General features: G+C 71.4%; 14 protein-coding genes. 5 read left to right on the top strand and 9 right to left on the bottom strand.

Going from position 1 to position 17946, the window contains the following annotated elements:
* Positions 1-186 precede the first annotated feature (186 nt).
* The 4 genes from ACZ5MC_RS12245 (at position 187) to ACZ5MC_RS12230 (ending at position 8868) form a co-directional block, all read left to right on the top strand.
* Positions 187-1614, top strand: coding sequence for a hypothetical protein (locus tag ACZ5MC_RS12245; protein WP_464515936.1), 1428 nt, complete (start codon positions 187-189; stop codon positions 1612-1614).
* A gap of 71 nt (positions 1615-1685) precedes the next feature.
* On the top strand, positions 1686-4286 hold the full coding sequence (gene xdh / locus ACZ5MC_RS12240) for a selenium-dependent xanthine dehydrogenase (RefSeq protein ID WP_306600709.1): 2601 nt from the start codon (positions 1686-1688) through the stop codon (positions 4284-4286).
* Between the two features lie 10 nt (positions 4287-4296).
* On the top strand, positions 4297-7590 hold the full coding sequence (ygfK, locus tag ACZ5MC_RS12235) for a putative selenate reductase subunit YgfK (RefSeq protein ID WP_464515935.1): 3294 nt from the start codon (positions 4297-4299) through the stop codon (positions 7588-7590).
* Between the two features lie 27 nt (positions 7591-7617).
* Positions 7618-8868 (top strand): carboxylate--amine ligase, encoded by a 1251-nt coding sequence (locus tag ACZ5MC_RS12230; protein ID WP_306600707.1) that lies wholly within the window; start codon positions 7618-7620, stop codon positions 8866-8868.
* Here ACZ5MC_RS12230 and ACZ5MC_RS12225 read toward each other — a convergent pair.
* Entirely contained in the window at positions 8865-9275 is a 411-nt protein-coding gene (locus ACZ5MC_RS12225) for a hemerythrin domain-containing protein (protein WP_306600706.1), read from the bottom strand. The genes ACZ5MC_RS12230 and ACZ5MC_RS12225 overlap by 4 nt on opposite strands.
* Positions 9276-9628: 353 nt before the next feature.
* Between ACZ5MC_RS12225 and ACZ5MC_RS12220 the strand changes: the two genes are divergently transcribed.
* Positions 9629-9874, top strand: a complete 246-nt coding sequence (locus ACZ5MC_RS12220) for a hypothetical protein (RefSeq protein ID WP_306600705.1) — start codon at positions 9629-9631, stop codon at positions 9872-9874.
* Between the two features lie 45 nt (positions 9875-9919).
* Here the strand turns inward: ACZ5MC_RS12220 and ACZ5MC_RS12215 are convergent, their stop codons facing one another.
* From ACZ5MC_RS12215 to ACZ5MC_RS12180, 8 genes are all read right to left on the bottom strand, one after another.
* Positions 9920-10189 (bottom strand): hypothetical protein, encoded by a 270-nt coding sequence (locus tag ACZ5MC_RS12215; protein WP_306600704.1) that lies wholly within the window; start codon positions 10187-10189, stop codon positions 9920-9922.
* A 19-nt stretch (positions 10190-10208) separates the two neighbouring features.
* Positions 10209-10391 (bottom strand): hypothetical protein, encoded by a 183-nt coding sequence (locus ACZ5MC_RS12210; RefSeq protein WP_306600703.1) that lies wholly within the window; start codon positions 10389-10391, stop codon positions 10209-10211.
* Between the two features lie 150 nt (positions 10392-10541).
* A complete protein-coding gene (locus ACZ5MC_RS12205) occupies positions 10542-10910 on the bottom strand; it encodes a VOC family protein (protein WP_306600702.1) in 369 nt (122 codons plus the stop codon).
* Between the two features lie 52 nt (positions 10911-10962).
* Positions 10963-11730, bottom strand: a complete 768-nt coding sequence (locus tag ACZ5MC_RS12200; RefSeq protein WP_306600701.1) for an alpha/beta fold hydrolase — start codon at positions 11728-11730, stop codon at positions 10963-10965.
* Positions 11727-13301 carry a hypothetical protein gene (locus tag ACZ5MC_RS12195; RefSeq protein WP_306600700.1) on the bottom strand — a complete coding sequence of 525 codons (1575 nt, stop codon included), beginning with the start codon at positions 13299-13301 and terminating at the stop codon, positions 11727-11729. The genes ACZ5MC_RS12200 and ACZ5MC_RS12195 overlap by 4 nt, the downstream gene beginning before the upstream one ends.
* A complete protein-coding gene (locus ACZ5MC_RS12190) occupies positions 13292-14038 on the bottom strand; it encodes an ABC transporter ATP-binding protein (RefSeq protein ID WP_306600699.1) in 747 nt (248 codons plus the stop codon). The genes ACZ5MC_RS12195 and ACZ5MC_RS12190 overlap by 10 nt, the downstream gene beginning before the upstream one ends.
* Positions 14039-14072: 34 nt before the next feature.
* Positions 14073-15830 (bottom strand): hypothetical protein, encoded by a 1758-nt coding sequence (locus ACZ5MC_RS12185; protein ID WP_306600698.1) that lies wholly within the window; start codon positions 15828-15830, stop codon positions 14073-14075.
* Positions 15831-15886: 56 nt separating this feature from the next.
* Positions 15887-17902: a methyl-accepting chemotaxis protein gene (locus ACZ5MC_RS12180; protein ID WP_306600697.1), complete on the bottom strand. Its 2016-nt coding sequence runs from the start codon at positions 17900-17902 to the stop codon at positions 15887-15889.
* Positions 17903-17946: the final 44 nt, after the last annotated feature.

The following is a 17946-nucleotide window of genomic DNA, read 5'->3' as shown; positions in this document are numbered from 1 at the left end:
CAGACCACGAATCTGCCCGGCAAGGCGTTCCGCTCGTTAAACGGAACCTTTGGTCTCTTCAAGATTGGTCCCGATTGGCCGGGCGTCAAGAATATTCCCGAATTTTCGCATGGGCCTCCGGAATGGGATAAGGCGCCCATATTCTCTCGGGGCGTAAAATGGGGGATCCCGGTTCGACGCGGAGGCATGGCCATGTTCATCCCGCACCCGACGCCCCTTCTGCTCATCCTGGCGTTGGCCGGCCCGGCCGCCGCCGCCCCGAAGCTGGAAGCCTGCGCGACGCCCAGCCGGATCTGCGCCCTGCACCGGCCCCCGGGCTGGAAGGTGGAGGAGGCCGCCTCCGCCGCGTCCTACACCCTCCAGGTGGCCTCCCCTGACGGCCTGGCCCGGGTCCGGCTCCTCTGGGCCCGGGGAGGAACCCGGGCCGTGGACCTGCTGCGCGCCGCCCGGGACCGGGAGGCCGGGGCGCGGCTCTCGGACGTGTTCGTCTCCCGCGACGGGGCCCGGGCCGTGGCCACCCTGGAGTTCCGCGCCGGGGGCCGGCCCTGCCGCGGCCGGATCTTCGTCGAGGCGGGGGACGGCAGGATGGCCACCCAGTGCTACGCCGCGCCCGTGGCCCAGCTTGACGCCCTGCGCCCCGTGCTCATGAACGTGATGATGAGCGTGGCCTTCATCAAGGCGCCCGGTGGCGGCGCGCCCCCGCCGCCCTCCTGGAACCTGGTGGAGCGCCGGGCCCAGGACGGCAGCCTGCGCATGAAGGTCCCCGAGGCGTGGACCTTCCTGGCCGCCAAGGGCACCGTCATCACCGGCGCGCCGGGGGGCGGCGCCGGCTTCATCTTCACCTCCTTCGCCGGGAACCCCGCCCTGCGCGGGGCCACCGTCGCCCAGGGCGTCATCGGCCGGACCTTCGAACCCCCCGGGCGGACCCTGCCCCTCATCCTCACGGGCTTCGGCCACCACGACCCCAGGATCCTCTCCGACGCGCCGGACGCGGCGTCGGCGGCCGAGTACCGGGCCTCCACCGGCCGCCCCGCCCAGGCCTCGGACCTGGTGGCCTCCTGGACCTCCAAGGGGGGCGTGGAGTGCATGGGGGCCTTCAAGGTGATCAACGGCCTGCCCGTGGTGCTGGGCCAGTGGCGCTGCCTCATCGCCGGCGTCTGGGGCCCGCGCGGGGATTTCGGCCGCCACCTGCCCATGCTGGCGCAGGTGGCCGACTCCTTCGGGCTCAATGACGCCTATGCCAGGCGCTACATCCAGGACGGCCTCGCCAGGCTCAAGCGGATGGAGGCGGATACCGCCGCCTCCATCCGCAGCCTGAACTACGCCCGCGCCGACCTGCAGAAGGCCTGGGAGGACCGCCAGGCCCGAAAGGACTACATGGACTCCAGGTGGGACGACTACCGCCGGGGCAACAGCTACTGGGTCTCCGACCTTGAGGGCGGCAAGGTCTACCACGCCGACCCCTCGGGCACCCGCGACACCGTCACCGGCGACTACTACGAGGGCGGCGGGTACACCTACACGCACTTCGAGGGTCGCAATCCCCGGCACGCCTCCGAGACCATGCGGGAGGTGAGCAGCTACGAACTGGAGCACGGCGCGCCGCCGCGGTAGATATCGTTCACCGCGCCTGTCACCAAACCCACCCGGCCGGAGTCCAAGGGACATAGCTGGAAGGGGATCCCATGGAGTTCACGCTCAACGGCCAGGACCGGACGTTCGATGGGGATCCCTCCCGGGAGCTCCTGGCCTGGCTCAGGGACGAGGCCGGGCTCAAGAGTCCCAAGGACGGCTGCTCCGGCGAGGGGATCTGCGGCTGCTGCACGGTCCTGGTGGACGGCAGGGCCCGGCTCAGCTGCCGCATGGCGGTCAAGGACGTGGCGGGCAGATCGGTCACCACGGTGGAGGGCCTGTCCCCCGAGGAGCGCGACGCCTTTGCCGATGCCTTCGTCCTCAAGGGCGGCGTGCAGTGCGGTTTCTGCACCCCCGGCATCGTCATGAAGGCGGCCTCCATCCTCCAGAAGAACCCGGATCCCACGCGCCAGGAGATCTGCGACGGCCTCAACGGGAACCTCTGCCGGTGCACCGGCTACAAGAAGGTCCTCGACTCGGTGGAATGCGCGGCCGAGGCCCTGCGCCTGCACCGGCCCGTGGCGTTCCCCGAGGGCACGGGCGCCGTGGGCACCCGCCATCCCAAGTACACGGCCCGGGAGGCGGTGCTCGGCGAGCGGGTCTTCGTGGGCGACATGGTGGAGCCCGGCATGGTCTTCGGCGCCCTGCGCTTCTCGGACCACCCCCGCGCCAGGGTGCTGAAGGTGGACATCTCGGAGGCGCTCCAGGTGGACGGCGTCCTGGCGGTCCTCACGGCCGGGGACATCAAGGGCAAGCGCGTCAACGGCATGATCTACCGCGACTGGCCCGTGATGGTGCTGGAGGGCGAGGAGACCCGCTGCATCGGCGACGTGCTGGCCACCGTGGCGGCCGTGACCGAGGAGGCCGCCCACGCCGCCGCGGCCCTGGTGCGGGTGGAGTACGAGGTGCTGGAGCCGGTCACGGACATCTTCGAGGCCCTGGAGCCCGGGGCTCCCCAGCTCACCGACCACGGCAACGTCCTCTCGGTCACCGAGGTGCGCCTGGGCGACGCGGAGGGGGCGATGAGGACGGCCGCCCACGTCACCCGCCAGCGCTACACCACCCAGCGCATCGAGCACGCGTTCCTGGAGCCCGAGGCGGCCCTGGCCGTGCCCTGGACCAAGGACGGCGAGGCGGGCGTGAAGATCTTCGATGGGGGCCAGGGCGGCTACGAGGACCGCCGGCAGATCGCCGAGCTCCTGGACCTCCCGGAGCGGCTGGTGAACGTGGTGCTCGTCCAGAACGGCGGCGCCTTCGGCGGCAAGGAGGACCTCATGGGCCAACACCACGCGGCCATGCTCTGCCTGGCCACGGGCCGCCCCGTCATGGTCCGCTTCGACCGGAAGACCTCCCTGCGCACCCACGCCAAGCGCCACCCCATCGTCATGGACTACGAGGTGGGCTGCGACGCCGGCGGCCATCTGGTGGCCCTGGTGGCCCACATGCACTCGGATTCCGGGGCCTACGCCAGCGTGGGCATGAAGGTCATCGAACGGGCCGTGGCCCATTCCGCCGGGGCGTACGCCATCCCCAACGTCCACGTGAAGGGCACGGCGGTCATCACCAACAACGCCTCCTGCGGCGCCATGCGGGGCTTCGGCGCCAACCAGGCGGCTTTCGGCATCGAGTCCAGCGTGGACGAGCTGTGCGCCCTGGGGGGTTTCGACCGCTGGCAGTTCCGCTGGGACAACGCGCTGACCGAGGGCAAGGCCACCGCCACCGGGCAGGTGCTCACCAGCGGCGTGGGGGTGCGGGCCTGCCTGGAGGCCCTCAAGGACCGCTTCCAGGCCGCGAAATTCGCCGGCATCGCCGCCGGCATCAAGAACACGGGCATCGGCTGCGGCATGCCGGATTCCGGCAAGGCCAAGCTCGAGGTCCTGGCCGGGGGCAGGGTCGTCCTCCATCACGGCTGGTGCGAGATGGGGCAGGGGGCCCACAACATGGCCCTTCAGACCCTGGTCACCGAGACGGGCATCGACCCGGGCTGCATCGAGGTGCGGGTGGAGACGGACGCCGAGACCTGGTGCGGCATGACCACCGCCAGCCGGGGCACGTCCCTGGTGGGCAACTCCGTGCGGGAGGCCGCCCGGGGCCTGAAGGCGGACCTGGCCGCGGGCAGGACCCTGGCCGACCTGGCGGGCCGGGAGTACCGGGGCGAGTGGGTCTGCGACTGGACCACCAAGGTGGGCGCGCAGCCCCCGGAGGGCAGGCCGATCGTCACCCACTACTCCTACGGCTACGCCGCCCAGATGGTCGAACTGGACGACACGGGGCGCATCACCCGCGTCACCGCCGCCCACGACGCGGGCAGGATCATGAACCCCACCCTCTTCGAGGGGCAGATCGAGGGCTCCCTGCACATGGGCCTGGGCTACGCGGTCACCGAGGACTTCCCCTACCGGGACGGCTGGCCCGTGTCCTGGAAGATGGCGGACCTGGGCATCCTCCGCACCCGGGACATGCCCGAGCTGGACGTGATCGGCGTGGAGGTGGCGGACGCCCACGGCCCCTACGGCGCCAAGGGCGTGGGCGAGATCGGCCTGGTGCCCACGGCCCCGGCCGTGGCCAACGCCCTGCGGCAGTTCGACGGCGTGCGGCGCACCTCCCTCCCCCTCCGGGAGATGCGGCTCCTGGGCAAGAAGAACAAGGCCTGAAAGGAATCCGATGGGCAAGCCCTTCCGCACAGCGCCGCTCGAGATGCTCGCCGGCTGGATTTTCCGCGAGCTCGACGCGCGGGACACCGTCATGGGCATCCCCAAGGCGAATTTCCAGGTGCCCACCGCGGCCATGGCCCGCGAGATGTTCGGCCACGCCGTCGCCGCGCCCCTGGGCGTGGCCGCGGGCCCCCACAGCCAGCTGGCCCAGAACATCGTCTCCAGCTGGCTCTGCGGCGCGCGCTTCATCGAGCTGAAGACCGTCCAGATCCTCGACGAGATCGAGGTGAGCCGGCCCTGCATCGACGTGGAGGACGAGGGCTACAACTGCGAGTGGAGCCAGGAGCTCAAGCTGGAGGAGTCCTTCACCGAGTACCTCAACGCCTGGGTGCTCCTGCATGCGCTCGCCCACAGGTTGGGCCTGCCGGGCCCCGGCACCCACTTCAACATGAGCGTGGGCTACGACCTCAAGGGCATCCAGACGCCCCGCGTGCAGGCCTACATCGCCGCCATGCGCCACGGGGGCGCCGCCCTCGCCGACGCCGTCGCCCGGGTCGCCACGGTCTACCCCGCCGTGAAGGACCTGGACATCCCCGACGAGCTGTCCAACCACATCACCCTTTCCACCATGCACGGGTGCCCCCCCGACGAGATCCAGCGCATCGCCACCTTCCTGCTCACCGAGGTGGGGGTCCACACCTGGGTCAAGCTCAACCCCACGCTCCTGGGCGCCCCGCGCCTGCGGGGCATGCTCAACGCCACCCAGGGCTTCGACATCGAGGTGCCCGACAGCGCCTTCGACCACGACCCCAAGTTCGACCAGGCCGTGGCCATGATCCGGAACCTGGCCGCCACCGCCCGGGACCTGCCCCTGCAGTTCGGCCTGAAGCTCACCAACACCCTGGAGGTGAGGAACCACCGCACGGTGTTCCCCCCCGCCGAGAAGATGATGTACCTCTCCGGCCGGGCCCTCCACCCGCTGACCCTGAACCTGGCCCAGCTCATCTCGGAGGAGCTGGACGGCCAGGTGCCCATCAGCTTCTGCGGCGGCGCCGACGCGGGGAACTTCGCGGACCTGGTGGCCGACGGCCTGGGCCCGGTCACCGTGTGCACGGACCTCCTCAAGCCCGGCGGCTACGCCCGGCTCCAGCAGTACCTGCGCAACCTCGACGCGGCCATGGCCGGCGCCCCCAGCCTGGACGCCTACATCCTCGCGGCCTCGGGCGGCCACGGCGCCCGCTTCAACCTGGCCCGGCACTCCGTGAAGGTGACGGGCGACGACGCCTACGCCCGGCGTCCCCGGCCCCTGCAGTTCAAGGGCTCCCGGCCCCTGGGGCACTTCGACTGCATCTTCGCGCCCTGCGTGGACGGCTGCCCCACCAACCAGAACATCCCCGACTACCTCTGGCTCGTGGCCCACGGCAAGCCCCGGGAGGCCATGGAGGTGATCCTGCGCACCAACCCCCAGCCGGGGATCACCGGCAGCGTCTGCGACCACCCCTGCACGGAGAAGTGCGTGCGCATGTTCTACGACGCGCCCCTGGCCATCCGGGAGATAAAGCGGTTCGCCTTCGAGCAGGGCGGCGCCTTCCCCGAGGTCCCCGGGCCCCGGCGCAACATCAAGGTGGCCATCGTGGGCGCGGGGCCCGCGGGCCTCTCCGCCGCCTACTACCTGGCCAGGAACGGCTTCGACGCCCACGTCTTCGAGGCGAAGAAGGAGCTGGGCGGCATGGTCTCCGGGGTCATCCCGGGCTTCCGGCTCACGGGGGAGGCCCTGGGCGCGGACATGGACCGCCTGGTGGACCTGGGGGTCACCTTCCACCTGGGCGTGGCCCTGGGCCGGGACCGTACCCTCGCCGGCCTGCGGCGCGACTTCGCCTACGTCTTCCTGGGGGTGGGGGCCCAGAAGGGCAAGCGCCTGGGCATCCCCGGCGAGGAGGCCGAAGGGGTGGTGGACGCCCTGGACTTCCTGGACAAGGTGCGGGCCGGCACGCCCATGGACCTGGGCCGGCGCGTGATCATCATCGGCGCGGGCAACACCGCCATGGACGCCGCGCGCTGCTCGCGGCGCCTGGTGAAGGACGGCACCGTGACCATCGTCTACCGCCGCACCCGGGCCCAGATGCCCGCGGACCCCGCGGAGGTGGTGGACTGCCTGGAGGAGGGCGTGGACCTGCGCGACCTGCTGGCTCCGGCCTCGGTGGTGGCCGAAGGCGGCAGGGTGACGGGACTGGCCTGCGCCCGCATGGCGCTGGGCGAGCGGGACGCCTCGGGCCGGCCCCGGCCCGTGCCCGTGGAGGGCGGCGAGGAGCTCCTCCCGGCCGACACCATCATTCCCGCCATCAGCCAGGAACCGGTCCTGGACTTCCTGGAGAGCCTCCCGGTGGCGCTGCGCCGGGACGGCACCTTCGAGGTGGACCCGGTCACCCGCGAAACGTCCGTGCCCGGGCTCTTCGCCGGGGGCGACGTCGTCCACGGGCCCTCCTCGATCATCGAGGCCATCGCCGACGGCCGGGCCGTGGCCGAGACCATCGCCTGGCGCCACGGCGCGGCGATCCCCCGGGAGGCCTACCTCGAGAAGGGCGCGGCAGGGGTCGCGCTGCTGGAGAAGAAGGCCCGGGTGGCCCCCGCCCTTCAGGTGCCGGTGCTCCCCGTCGCCGAGCGCCGCGGGTTCGAGGAGGTGCTCCACTCCATCACGCCGGAGGCCGCCGCGAAGGAGGCCTCCCGCTGCCTGGACTGCGACGACCTGTGCAGCCTGTGCGTCACGGTCTGCCCCAACCGGGCCATGCTCGCCTTCCCCATGGTCCCCACGCGCCTTTCCCTGCCGGTCCTGGAACAGCGCGACGGCAGGCTGGTGTTCAAGGGCACCCGCCCCTTCGAGGTGGACCAGGCCGTGCAGACCTTCAACATCGCCGACTTCTGCAACGAGTGCGGCAACTGCACCTCCTTCTGCCCCACGGCCGGGGCGCCCTACCGGGACAAGCCCCGGTTCTGGATCGACCGGGACGGCTTCCGGGAAGCCCCGGACGACGCCTTCCGCATGAAGCGGCAGGGACCGGTCCTGGTCCTGGAGGCCCGGATCGGGGGCCGGGAGCACCGCCTGGAATCGGGTCCCGCCGGCACCGTCTACCGCAGCGGCCAGTTCACGGCGCGTTCCCGGAGCGGCTCCTGGGAGATCACGGACTGGGAGGTGGAGGGCAATCTCGCCGAGGGAACCGAAATCGACCTGTCAGGTTATGGTACGCTGATCGTACTCCTCAATGCCGGGGCGTCGGTGCCCGATCTTGCGGGAACCGGGATCTGACCGATCAGGCTGCTTGAAGGACCTGCGATGACCTGGCTTTCGAGGTATCTGGAACGGAATTCGGCGACCCTCTGGCCGGTACTGCAACCCGAGATCCAGGCCCGCATGGAGGCGATCCCGCCGGCGGTGGTGCTTCCCGTTGCCGGAGGCACGGGCCTGGGCATCCTGCGCAACCTGGGCCGCCTTGGGGTGCCCATGGTCGCCATGGACGACAACCCCTCGGCCATGGGCCTGGCGTCCCGCTACGCGATCCCGGTGTCCTGCCACGACCCGCGCCACCACGGCGAGGAGGCCCTCATCCAGGACCTGGAGCGCCTGGGCGAGGCCCTGCCGCAGCGGGCGGTCCTCTTCCCGGCCTTCGACGACCACGTGTGGGCGGTGTCCCGCCACCGCGAGCGCCTCTCCAGGTTCTACCGGATCCCCCTCGCCGGCTGGGACGTGATGCGGCGGGTGGAGGACAAGGAGCTGCAGCTCAAGGCCGCCGCCGCCGTGGGGGTCGACATCCCCAGGACCGCCTACGTCCACGCCCCCGGGGACCTGGAGGGCGCGGCCTCGGGCATGGCCTTCCCGGCCCTGTTCAAGCCCATCCGCCCCCAGGAGATGCGAAGGCGCTTCGGCTTCAAGGTGATCCCGGTCCCCACCGCCGCCGACCTTCCCGCCGCCTATGAGAAGGCCCGGATCTGCGGCCCCCTCCTTCTGCAGGAGATCATTCCCGGGGGGGACGGCGCCTTCTACACGTGCGGCGCCTACCACGACGCCGCGTCCAGGCCGCTGGGCCTCTTCGTGTCCAGGAAGCTGCGCCAGCACCCGCGCGACTTCGGGGAGGCGCGCATCGCCGAGAGCGACTGGAACGACGAGGTCGTGGCCACCACCCTGCGCCTGCTTGCCGAGCTCTCCTTCCACGGGGTCTCGGGCACCGAATTCAAGCTCGATCCGCGCGACGGAAGGCTGAAGCTCATGGAGGTGAACGCCAGGCACTGGCTGCACCATACCCTGTCCACAGCCGCCGGGGTGAACCTCAGCCTCATCGCCTACAAGGACGCCCTGGGCCAGCCCATCCAGGGCCCCCGCCAGGACGACGGCGTGCGGTGGACCGACCTCCGGCACGAACTGGAGGACAGCCCGGGTGAGATCCTGCGCGGGAAGATGGGCCTCGGGGAATTCCTGGGCGGGTTCCGCCATGCGCGCACCGACGCCGTCTGGAGCCTCGACGATCCGCTGCCGGTGTTCCGGCAGCTGGCCTCCGCGGTGGGCCGGCGTTTTTCCGGGGGGCGCTAGGCCAGGCGTTCGATGAACGGGTAGAAGTCCTGGTCCTCGGCCTGCAGGCGCCGCTCCAGGGCCTGCAGGAAGCCGAGCGTCCCGGTGCGGAAGGCCTCCGGTTCGGCGAGCACCTCCGTGGTCGCGAGCCAGCGCTTCAGGTGGGCCGTCATGGCCTCCTTGAGTCCGCCCACCTCGCCCATGTAGGCCAGGGTCTTCTCCCGGACCGCGGCGTCGGGGCTCTTGAGCAGGGTGGGATACAGGGCCCGGTCCTCGAAGGCGAGGTGGATGTTCAGCCGGGCTCCCAGGGTCACCAGCAGCTGCCGCGCCCCGAGGGCGTCGAAGGAACCCGGCTGGAGACGGTGATTCAGGTCCCCAAGGAGGCCGTGGATCTCCTCATGGTGTTCCCGGTAGCGGTCGAGGTTCATGGTCGTGCCTTTCAGGTGGAGGGCGGCCTCCAACTCCACGATGGACCGGATGGGTGCCGGGGGAATTGACGGGCATCAAGGGCCCTGGAATCAGGCCCTCTTGTGGGTCCGGACCTCCTTTGGATTCGTTGGGCCGGGCCTGGAGGATGCTGCGACCCACCGCCTCAAACCGTCGATCAGTTTGATTGGAGACGTCCTCCACGTTGAGGGGGCCGATGGCTCATGTGGGGACCTTATTGATGCGGTGGGAAGAGATGCGATGTCCAGACTCCTGGTGCGAATCCTGCATGGGTTGAGCGGGGCTTGCGGGAGCGTCCCGTTCCCAGCGGCAACCCCTTTCAACAGGAGCATCCATGGCAGCCAGATCACGCAATGCCAAGAAACCCAAGCTCGCCCTCCATCAGCAGGGCTCCAGCGCGCCCGCCGATCCGAACAACGAAGTGCCCGCGCCCGACAAGCACAAGATGAGCTTCGCCCAGCACCAGCACGAGCTGCAGGTGGAACGGACGCCCAGCCCCTTGCCGGTCCAGGACGTCACCGGCCAGCATCTCAAGGCCGGCGCCCAGCAGCACCAGCAGAAGCCCGGCGCGCACAAATAGCGGCGGCGGCCGCGGCCCGGACATGCCGGGCCGCGGGCCGGGGTCTTAGTTGGCCGCATCCTCCTCGGCTGCGTCCTCCTGCTGGTCCGCGACGGCCTCTTCCACGTCCTCGTGGCCTTCTAGCGTGACCTCGTCCAGCATGGACTCGACCACGTCATCCTCCGTCAGGGCCCCGGCCACCTGCTCGTGCAGCGGGCGTTCCCGCACCTCCAGCGGAAGCTGCGGGCGCTCGGCAGCCCGTATTCCGATGCCCAAGGATTCGGCCTCCATGGGGGTCAGGTCCAGTGGGTCCTTCTTTCGCTTCCTGCGTGCCATGGGCACCTCCATCGGCGGCCTAGAATCGGCAGCCCCGGCCTCGCCGGGCGCCCTTCGCGACTTCCCTGAGCCGCCGGGAGTGACGCAACACCACCAGCCGGGGTCCGGCATTCCGCTGGAGGGTCACGTGCCCGGCCAGCATCGCGGCGAGGAGGATGAGCGCAAAGGACAGGCTGGTGATCAGGATCGCTTCGAATTCCATGGCATCCCCCTGACCCAGGAATTGCACGTTCCGGGCCACTTGATAACCGGAATTGAATCATCCATTACGTACGGAGGTCGGCCCGCTTCCGGGGGCGGGAAGATCAAAATGAGATGACCGTCCTTTCAATTCGAGGGCGGGCCCGGCGCCTTAGGCCATCGAATGCAGCCCGAACATGTTCCCCTCGGTGTCCAGGGCCAGCGCGATGAAGCCGTACTCCCCGATGGCGAACTTCTCCTTGGCCACCTTCCCGCCCGCCTTCGCGACGCGGCCGGCCTCCACCGCGCAGTCCTTGCAGCTGAAGTAGACCAGCGTGCTGTTGCCGCCCGAGGGGCAGCCGTCCATCCGGACCAGGGCCCCGGGCGTGCCGTAGCTCGTCATGTCGCCCTGGAACGCCCACATCTCGGGTTCGGCGGCGCTCAGGCTCGCCAGCTCGGTCTGGAACACCGCCTGGTAGAAAGCCTTGGCCCGCGCCATGTCCTGCACGTAGATCTCGAACCAGCCTACGGGATTGCCCATCGCGATCTCCTTGGAAACGCGTCCAGGATTGTGCCCCAGGCCCCGCGGCAATTCAAGGGGGCGGGAGCTCCCGCACGAACCGGGCCATGGCCTCCAGGACCGGGCCCCTGGCCTGGTGGTGGGGGACGTGGCCGCAGCCGGGCACCAGGAGGCTCCGGGCGGGGCCGCGGACCCCCCGGACGATGGCCTCCACCTGCAAGGCGGAGCCGTATTCGTCGTCGACGCCCTGGATGGCAAGCAGGGGCGCGGTGATGGCCCCCAGCCGGTCCGTCATGTCCCAGGCGCGGTGCCCCGGGGAGAGCCAGACGTCGTTCCAGCCGCGGAAGACGGCGTCCACCTTGTCCCCGTGATGGCGCCGGAGACGCTCGCGCAGGGGGGTGGTCCCGAAGGCCTTTCCGGCCTCGGCCACGCCGGCGACGGTCCTGTCCTCCACGAAGACGTGGGCCGCTTCGGAGATGACGCCCCGGGGCGCGCCGGGGACCCGGGCCGCGTAGAGCAGGGCGATGCTGGCGCCGTCGCTGTGGCCCACCAGGATGGGGCGGCTCACGCCCGCGGCCTCCAGCACTTCGGGCAGGACGGCGGCCTCCCGTTCCAGGTAGCCGGGTTCCAGGGGGCCCTCCCGCTCCTGGGAGGCGCCGTAGCCGCAGCGGTCGTAGACGATGGCGCCAAGCCCCGTGGCCTCGCACAGGGCCTGGGGGAAGTCCCGCCACAGGGTGATGCTGCCCAGGCCTTCGTGGAGGAAGACGAGGACGGGATCGCCGGCCCCCAGCCGGCGCACCCGCAGGCGCCTGCCACCGGCCGTCACGTCGAAGTCGGTCACGGGTTCCTCCCCAGGGCGTGCACCAGCGCCTCCCGGCGCCGGTCGAGGTACTGCGCGGCCAGGGGCAGCGCGAGCCTGCGGTGGACCAGGACCGCGCACCCCAGCAGGAGGGCCATGACCGGCAGGAGAAGGGCCGGTGCCAGCCACACGGCCAGCGCCCAGGCCCCGCCGAAGAACGCCACGCCGGCCAGGGTCGCCCCCATGCCCAGCCACACCATGGCCGGGGAGAGGTTGTGGTTGCGCAGGCTGTCGCGGGGCATGGGGCGGGGGAGCCAGGCGCTGGTCCAGTGCCCCAGGCTCACCTGGTAGAAGAAGAGGCACCCGCTGAGGCAGAGGGCCGGGAGGGCCTGGGCCGGAGGCAGGTTGCCGGTGGCGGCCATCAGGGTCAGGAACAGCAGGGCCTGGGCGCCCATGTAGGCCAGGAGGCCCAGGGCCTTGCCGGCCAGCAGGTCGCGGGAGGTCAGCGGGAGCAGGAGCAGGGTCTTGACGCCCGGGCCGTCCAGGCCGAACTGGTTGAGCTGCATCTGGACACCGGACAGGGCGAGGTAGGCGAAGCTCGCCGGCGCGCCCCACAGCGCCGCCGTCGCGGACCGGGAGGCCGGGCCCTTGAGGAACACCAGCACCATGAGCGGCACCAGCAGCCCGAACTTGCCGAGGTGGCTGGAGATGAGGATGCGCCAGTGGAGGCGCGCCACGCCCAGGACGGGGGTGGGGAAGGACCACAGCCGCTCCCGGCCCCGGGCCTGGGGCCTTGCGCCCTCGGCCTCCCGCGCCATCAGGCGCGCCGAAACCAGGAGGAGCAGGCCCAGGGCGGCCAGGGGATAGACCTGCAGGCCCAGGGCGGCGCCCCAGTGGCCCAGGGCGGCCTCCCGGAGGCCGGCGGCGCACTGGAGGGGCGGCGTGGCCAGGAGGGCCCCGGCCAGGGCCCCGAGGGCCGGGACGGCCCGGCGGAACAGGGCGGCCTTTCCGCCCAGGGCCGGCAGCAGGGTCAGGCTCGCCCAGGCCGCCACCCCCAGGAGGGTGAGCCCCACCTGGAGCCGCTTCACGGCGCGCACCGCGAGGCTGTTGACCAGGTACTGGATGCAGAGCAGGCCCCCCACGGTCCCCAGCCAGGGCAGCGGCAGGAGCGGCAGGAGCCGGGGCCGGGCGGCCCCGGTCCCCAGCAGCAGGAAGAACGATGTCAGCGCGACGGTCAGGGGCAGGAGATCGCCCAGCCCCGCCACCAGCTCCGCCGCGAACAGGCTCCTCAATTTCACGGGAAAGGTGCGGACGCCCTCCCAGGCCAGGACCCGGCTGCCCCCGGCCACCCCTCCCGCCAGCCCCCCGAAGAGCGCCATGCCCCCCAGGATGCCGCCCAGGACCCGCGCGTGGACGGGGTTCGCCAGATCCCGGCCCAGGTACCAGCCGCCCACCAGGGCCAGGCCCAGCGTCGGCAGGGCCAACAGCAGGACCACCAGGCCCAGGAACACCCCGTACATCACCCGCCCGAAGGTCCCCAGCTCCCGCCGGGACCGGTTCCAGGTGGCCTGCAGGTGGGCCTGGAGGAGGGCGAGGGCCGGGGTCACAGCCACGAGAGCTCTCCCGTGCGGGCCCCGCCCACCAGCTCCACGAACAGGCTCTCCAGGTTGGCGGCGCCGCCCCGAAGCTCCTCCAGGGGCCCGAAGCCCAGGAGGCGGCCCTGGTCCAGGATGGCGATCGTCGGGCAGAGCTTCTCCACCACCTCCATGATGTGGGAGGTGAGGATGAGGGTGACGCCGGTGCGCTGCAGGGCGGCCAGGATGTCCTTGATGGTGCGGCTGGTCACCGCGTCGATGCCCTCGAAGGGCTCGTCCAGGAACACCACCTCGGGCCCGTGGAGGATGGCCGCGCAGAACGCCAGCTTCTTCTTCATGCCGTAGCTGTAGTCGGCCACCAGGGCCCCCTTGGCGGGCGCCAGGTCCAGCTTGCCGAAGAGCTCCTCCCGCCGGGCGTCGGCCACCGGGTCCTGCAGGCCGTACATGCGGCCCACGAAGCGCAGGTACTGGGGTCCGGTGAGGTATTCGAGCAGCGCCATCTCCTCGGGCATGACGCCGATGCGGCGCTTGATGGCCAGGTCGTCCTGGGCCAGGTCCAGGCCCAGGATCCGGATGGTTCCCCGGGTGGGCCGCAGGAGGCCCGTCACCATCTTCAGGGTGGTGCTCTTGCCGGCGCCGTTGCGGCCCAGGAGGCCGAGGAAGCTGCCCGGCGGCAACCGGAGGGTCAGGCCGTCCACGGCCACCTTGTCGCCGAAGGTCTTGGTGAGATCCTGGAGGTCGAGGGCGTAATCCATGGACCTAACCTAGCGCAAAGCGGGGCCGGGTTCCTCACAGATCCCCTTCCGCAGCCCGCCTCGGGCAGGGCAGCAGGCGCCGCACCAGATCCAGCAGGCCGGACGTCCGCGCCCGGGGGGCGCCGCTGGTGGCGCCGTCCGTCGGGCCCGAGCTGGAGAGCCCGGCCAGGACGAGAACCTCGGCCGGAGCGGTGCCGGAGGCCGCCTGGGGCGTGCCGGATACCGCCAGGACGAAGGGGATGGGCTCGGCGGTGGAGGACTCCCCTTCGGGGGCGGAGCTGGCGAGGACGGCATCCTCGGCCTCCCGCGCGTTCAGGTGGGCCATGCTCTCGGCGTTGAAGGTCTGGATGACCTCCGTGAGCCAGACCCGCGACAGGGCGGCGATCCGGAGCAGATCGAAACCCTCGGCGTAGACGGTGCCGGCCGAGAGGGCCACGGCGCCGGCCCCGGTGAACAGATCGGCGGCCTCCGCGGTGGATCCGGCCCGGGCGGCGGCGTTGGCCGCGAGGATGAGACCCCTGGAACCGGCGAACAGGCCGTTGCCCAGGCTCAGGGTCCAGTCCCCGGCCGCGCCGACCAGGCCCGCGAACTCGTCGAAGTAGGTGAACGTGTCGGAGCGGCTGCGGGCGTCGGACAGGGGCGTGGTGGGGCAGGGGGCCTGGCGCCCTCGCAGGATGCCCGCGGTCAGGCAGGCGATGCCGTGGGAATAGAGGTGGGCGATGGTGGCGTTATGGGAGCGGAACGCCTCGGCCACCTGCGCGCCGCACACGGGGAGGTCCAGGTGGTGCCGGGCCGCAAGGGCGCAGCCCTCGGACATCCCACGCAGCGCGGTATCCATGGCGGACAGGGGGGAGGTCAGGCTCGTGAGGCTGGCGTCGTCCGCCGTCTCCGGGGCACCCGTGCAGTTCAGGGCCAGGGCGTCCTGGGCGTTGGCGTAACGCTGGTAGGCGGCCCGCTTTGCGAGGGTCAGGGAGCCCACCTCGCCGAAGCCGTCGGCGACGCCCCCGATCACGTACCCGACGGCCGCCAGGCTTTCGCCCACCTGCCCCAGGGCGAAGGCGGCCGTGGCGGCGACTTCCCCTCCGCCCGCGGCCAGGAGGGCCGATTGCCCGAGGTGGAGGCCCGCCCCGGCCGCCTGCACCCGGAAGGCATCCCGGTTGAGCTGGAGCATGAGAGCCGTGGCCTGCGCGCTCACCCGGTCGAATTCCGCCAGCTGATCGCTCTGGAGCAGCGCGATGCGCTCCTTGGCCTCGGCCACGGACTCGCCGCGCAGGCACCAGCCCGCGCCCAGGACCTCCGGATCCTGGAACAGGCGCCGCGCCTGGGCCAGGATGCCCCGGGCCTGGGAGAGGACGCCGGCCCGGTAGTCCGGATCGCAGGGGGGGAGGACCCGGCCCGCCAGGGCCGCCGGGCCGCACACGGGATCCAAGGCGGCCAGACCGTTCGTGGCCTCGGTCAGATAGCGGTCGGTCGGGTCCGTCTGGGCAAGCGCCTGGAGGACCGCCGGGTCCGTGAGGGCGCTCATGCCCAGCAGGGCCATGCAGAACACCCCGCCCAGCCTGGGACGCGCTGCGGCGGGCGGGCGAAGCGCTGGCGCCTGCGGGGCCGGTTCCTCCGCGCTGCGAGCCTCCCGGGCAGCCTTCTTGCAGGCCCGGATTTCAGCCTGCAGGCGCCGGGAATGGGCCAGGGCCTTCTGGCGGCTGGTGGGCGCCGCCTGGGCCAGGGCCCCGGCGGCGAGCATGCAGGCCATGCCCAGCACCAGCCTGGGACAGCGGATCGAGTTTGCGGTCATGGACACTCCTCCCGGTCGTTCGATACGGGAGGGGTGCCCATTCTCCGGGATTGGTTTCAGACCTGGAAACGTTCCACGAGGCCCACCAGGCCTTCGGCGGTGACGGTGAGCCGGCCCGAGGCGGCGGCGGTGGCCTCCACGGTGGCCGACAGCCGGAGGCTGGCCTCGGCGTTGGCGACGGCCTTGCGGGCATCCGCGGCCACCTGCTGCGCCACGTCGGCGCTGGCCCGGGACTGCTGTTCGGAGGCCGAGCCGATCTCCATGGACATGGCGGTCACCTGCCCGACCAGGTCCTTGATGACGCCCAGGGCGTGGACGGCCTCCTGGACGGTGGTCTGGCCTTCGGCGATGGCCCGGTCGCTGCCCTGGATGAGTTCGGCGATCTCCCGGGCGGCGGCGCTGCTGCGTTCGGCCAGCTTGCGCACTTCCTCGGCCACCACGGCGAAGCCCTTCCCGGCCGCTCCGGCCTTGGCCGCCTCGATGGCGGCGTTGAGGGACAGGAGGTTGGTCTGCCGGGCGATCTCCTGGATCACCTGCACGGCGGCCACCACCTGGGCGGTGGTGTCCGCGACCCGGCCCATGGCCTGGATGGCGGCCTCCCCGGATCGGTCGCCCTGCTGGGCCGTCTCCACGGCCTTCATGGCTCGCAGATGGCTGTCCCGGGCGTGGGCGGACACGTCCTGGATGGAGCCCGACAGCTCGGCCACCGCAGCGGCCATGCGTTCGGCGGAAGCCCGCTGGTCCTCGGCGTTCCGGGCCAGTTCGCGGGAATGGGCGCTGACGGCCGCGTTGGCGGCGGCGAACGTGGCGCCGTGTTCGGTCACCCGCATGGCGTCGAAGTGGATGCGGTTGATCATGCCCTTCAGGTGGGACTGCATGATCCTCAGGGCCGCCAGGAGGCTGGTGCGGTCGCCCAGGCGGGTGCGTATCTCCGCGTGCAGGTCGCCCCCGGCGATGGCCCGGGCGATGCCCATGGCCACGAGGGGGTCGCTGCCCAGCTGGTTGGACAGGGTCTTGACCAGCCGGTGGAAGAGGAACATGCACACCAGGAAGGCGGCCAGGCCCCCCAGGGTGATGGCCCACAGGTTCGCGCGGGAGGCGCGGGTGATGCCGCCCAGTCTGGCGCGGACATCGCCCACCTCCCGCTCCCGCAGGGCCAGCACGGCCTTGCTGAGCCGGGCCGAGGAGGCGTCGAAGGTCTCCATGACCCGGTTGCCTTCGGCCTGGCCCTTGCCCCGGTAGGCCTCGTACATGGTCCGGCCGGTGGCCACCAGGGCGTCCAGGTCGCCTTCGAGGGCCCGGCCGGGGGCGCGGGGATCGTCCTGGACGCTCCGCCGGTAGTCGGCCAGGGCTGTCCGGAAGGCCGCGGCGGCGCCCTCGGCCTCCTTGAGCGCGTCCGCGTGGCCCGTGAGGCAGGCGTCGGTGAAGAACTGCTGGATCTGTACGGTCTGGTAGGCCATCTCGTCGGCCGACAGGGCCCCGGGCAGGTCCCGCTCCCCCACGCCCGTGGCGGCGTTGAAGTTGCCCATGAAGGAGAAGAAGTTGAGCAGGGAGAAAAGGCCGATGATGGCCAGGATCAGGCTGGCGGTCATCCAGATGCGGGTCGTGAAGAGCATCCGGGGAAAGGTGATCCAGGGCTGGCGGAACACCGTCTCGGCCGCCTTGCCGGCCCGGATGCCGGCATACAGGAGCTCGGCCTCCTCCACCTGGATCCGGTCGGGCTTGCTGCGGATGGAGACGTAGCCCTCCAGCTTCCCGTGTTCGACGATGGCCGAGACCGTGGTGTCCACCCAGTAGAAGTCCCCCGATTTGGCGCGGTTCTTCACCATGCCCTGCCAGGTCTCGCCGCGGCCGAGGGTGGCCCACAGGTCCGCGAAGGCCGAGGGGGGCATGTCGGGATGGCGCACGAGGTTGTGGGGCTGGCCCAGCAGCTCCTCCCGGGTGTAGCCGCTCACCCGCACGAACTCGTCGTTGGCGAAGGTGATGACGCCCCGGGTATCGGTCATGGAGACGATGAAGGCTCCGTCCTCCAGATGCCGTTCCACCCTGGTCACGGGCTGGTTGTTCCTCATCGACGCTCCCTCCGGCCTTGCTGGAAATGCCAATAACTATGGGC

The organism is Mesoterricola sp. JemC181 (assembly GCF_055384585.1).
The sequence above is the reverse complement of the archived record's forward strand: the minus strand, read 5'-3'. Positions and strand labels throughout refer to the sequence as shown.

Bases quoted from the DNA above. Each gene is read 5' to 3' on its own strand.
- ACZ5MC_RS12245 (WP_464515936.1), top strand. From the start codon at position 187: ATGGCCATGTTCATCCCGCACCCGACGCCCCTTCTGCTCATCCTGGCG.
- xdh (WP_306600709.1), top strand. From the start codon at position 1,686: ATGGAGTTCACGCTCAACGGCCAGGACCGGACGTTCGATGGGGATCCC.
- ygfK (WP_464515935.1), top strand. From the start codon at position 4,297: ATGGGCAAGCCCTTCCGCACAGCGCCGCTCGAGATGCTCGCCGGCTGG.
- ACZ5MC_RS12230 (WP_306600707.1), top strand. From the start codon at position 7,618: ATGACCTGGCTTTCGAGGTATCTGGAACGGAATTCGGCGACCCTCTGG.
- ACZ5MC_RS12225 (WP_306600706.1), bottom strand. From the start codon at position 9,275: ATGAACCTCGACCGCTACCGGGAACACCATGAGGAGATCCACGGCCTC.
- ACZ5MC_RS12220 (WP_306600705.1), top strand. From the start codon at position 9,629: ATGGCAGCCAGATCACGCAATGCCAAGAAACCCAAGCTCGCCCTCCAT.
- ACZ5MC_RS12215 (WP_306600704.1), bottom strand. From the start codon at position 10,189: ATGGCACGCAGGAAGCGAAAGAAGGACCCACTGGACCTGACCCCCATG.
- ACZ5MC_RS12210 (WP_306600703.1), bottom strand. From the start codon at position 10,391: ATGGAATTCGAAGCGATCCTGATCACCAGCCTGTCCTTTGCGCTCATC.
- ACZ5MC_RS12205 (WP_306600702.1), bottom strand. From the start codon at position 10,910: ATGGGCAATCCCGTAGGCTGGTTCGAGATCTACGTGCAGGACATGGCG.
- ACZ5MC_RS12190 (WP_306600699.1), bottom strand. From the start codon at position 14,038: ATGGATTACGCCCTCGACCTCCAGGATCTCACCAAGACCTTCGGCGAC.
- ACZ5MC_RS12185 (WP_306600698.1), bottom strand. From the start codon at position 15,830: ATGACCGCAAACTCGATCCGCTGTCCCAGGCTGGTGCTGGGCATGGCC.
- ACZ5MC_RS12180 (WP_306600697.1), bottom strand. From the start codon at position 17,902: ATGAGGAACAACCAGCCCGTGACCAGGGTGGAACGGCATCTGGAGGAC.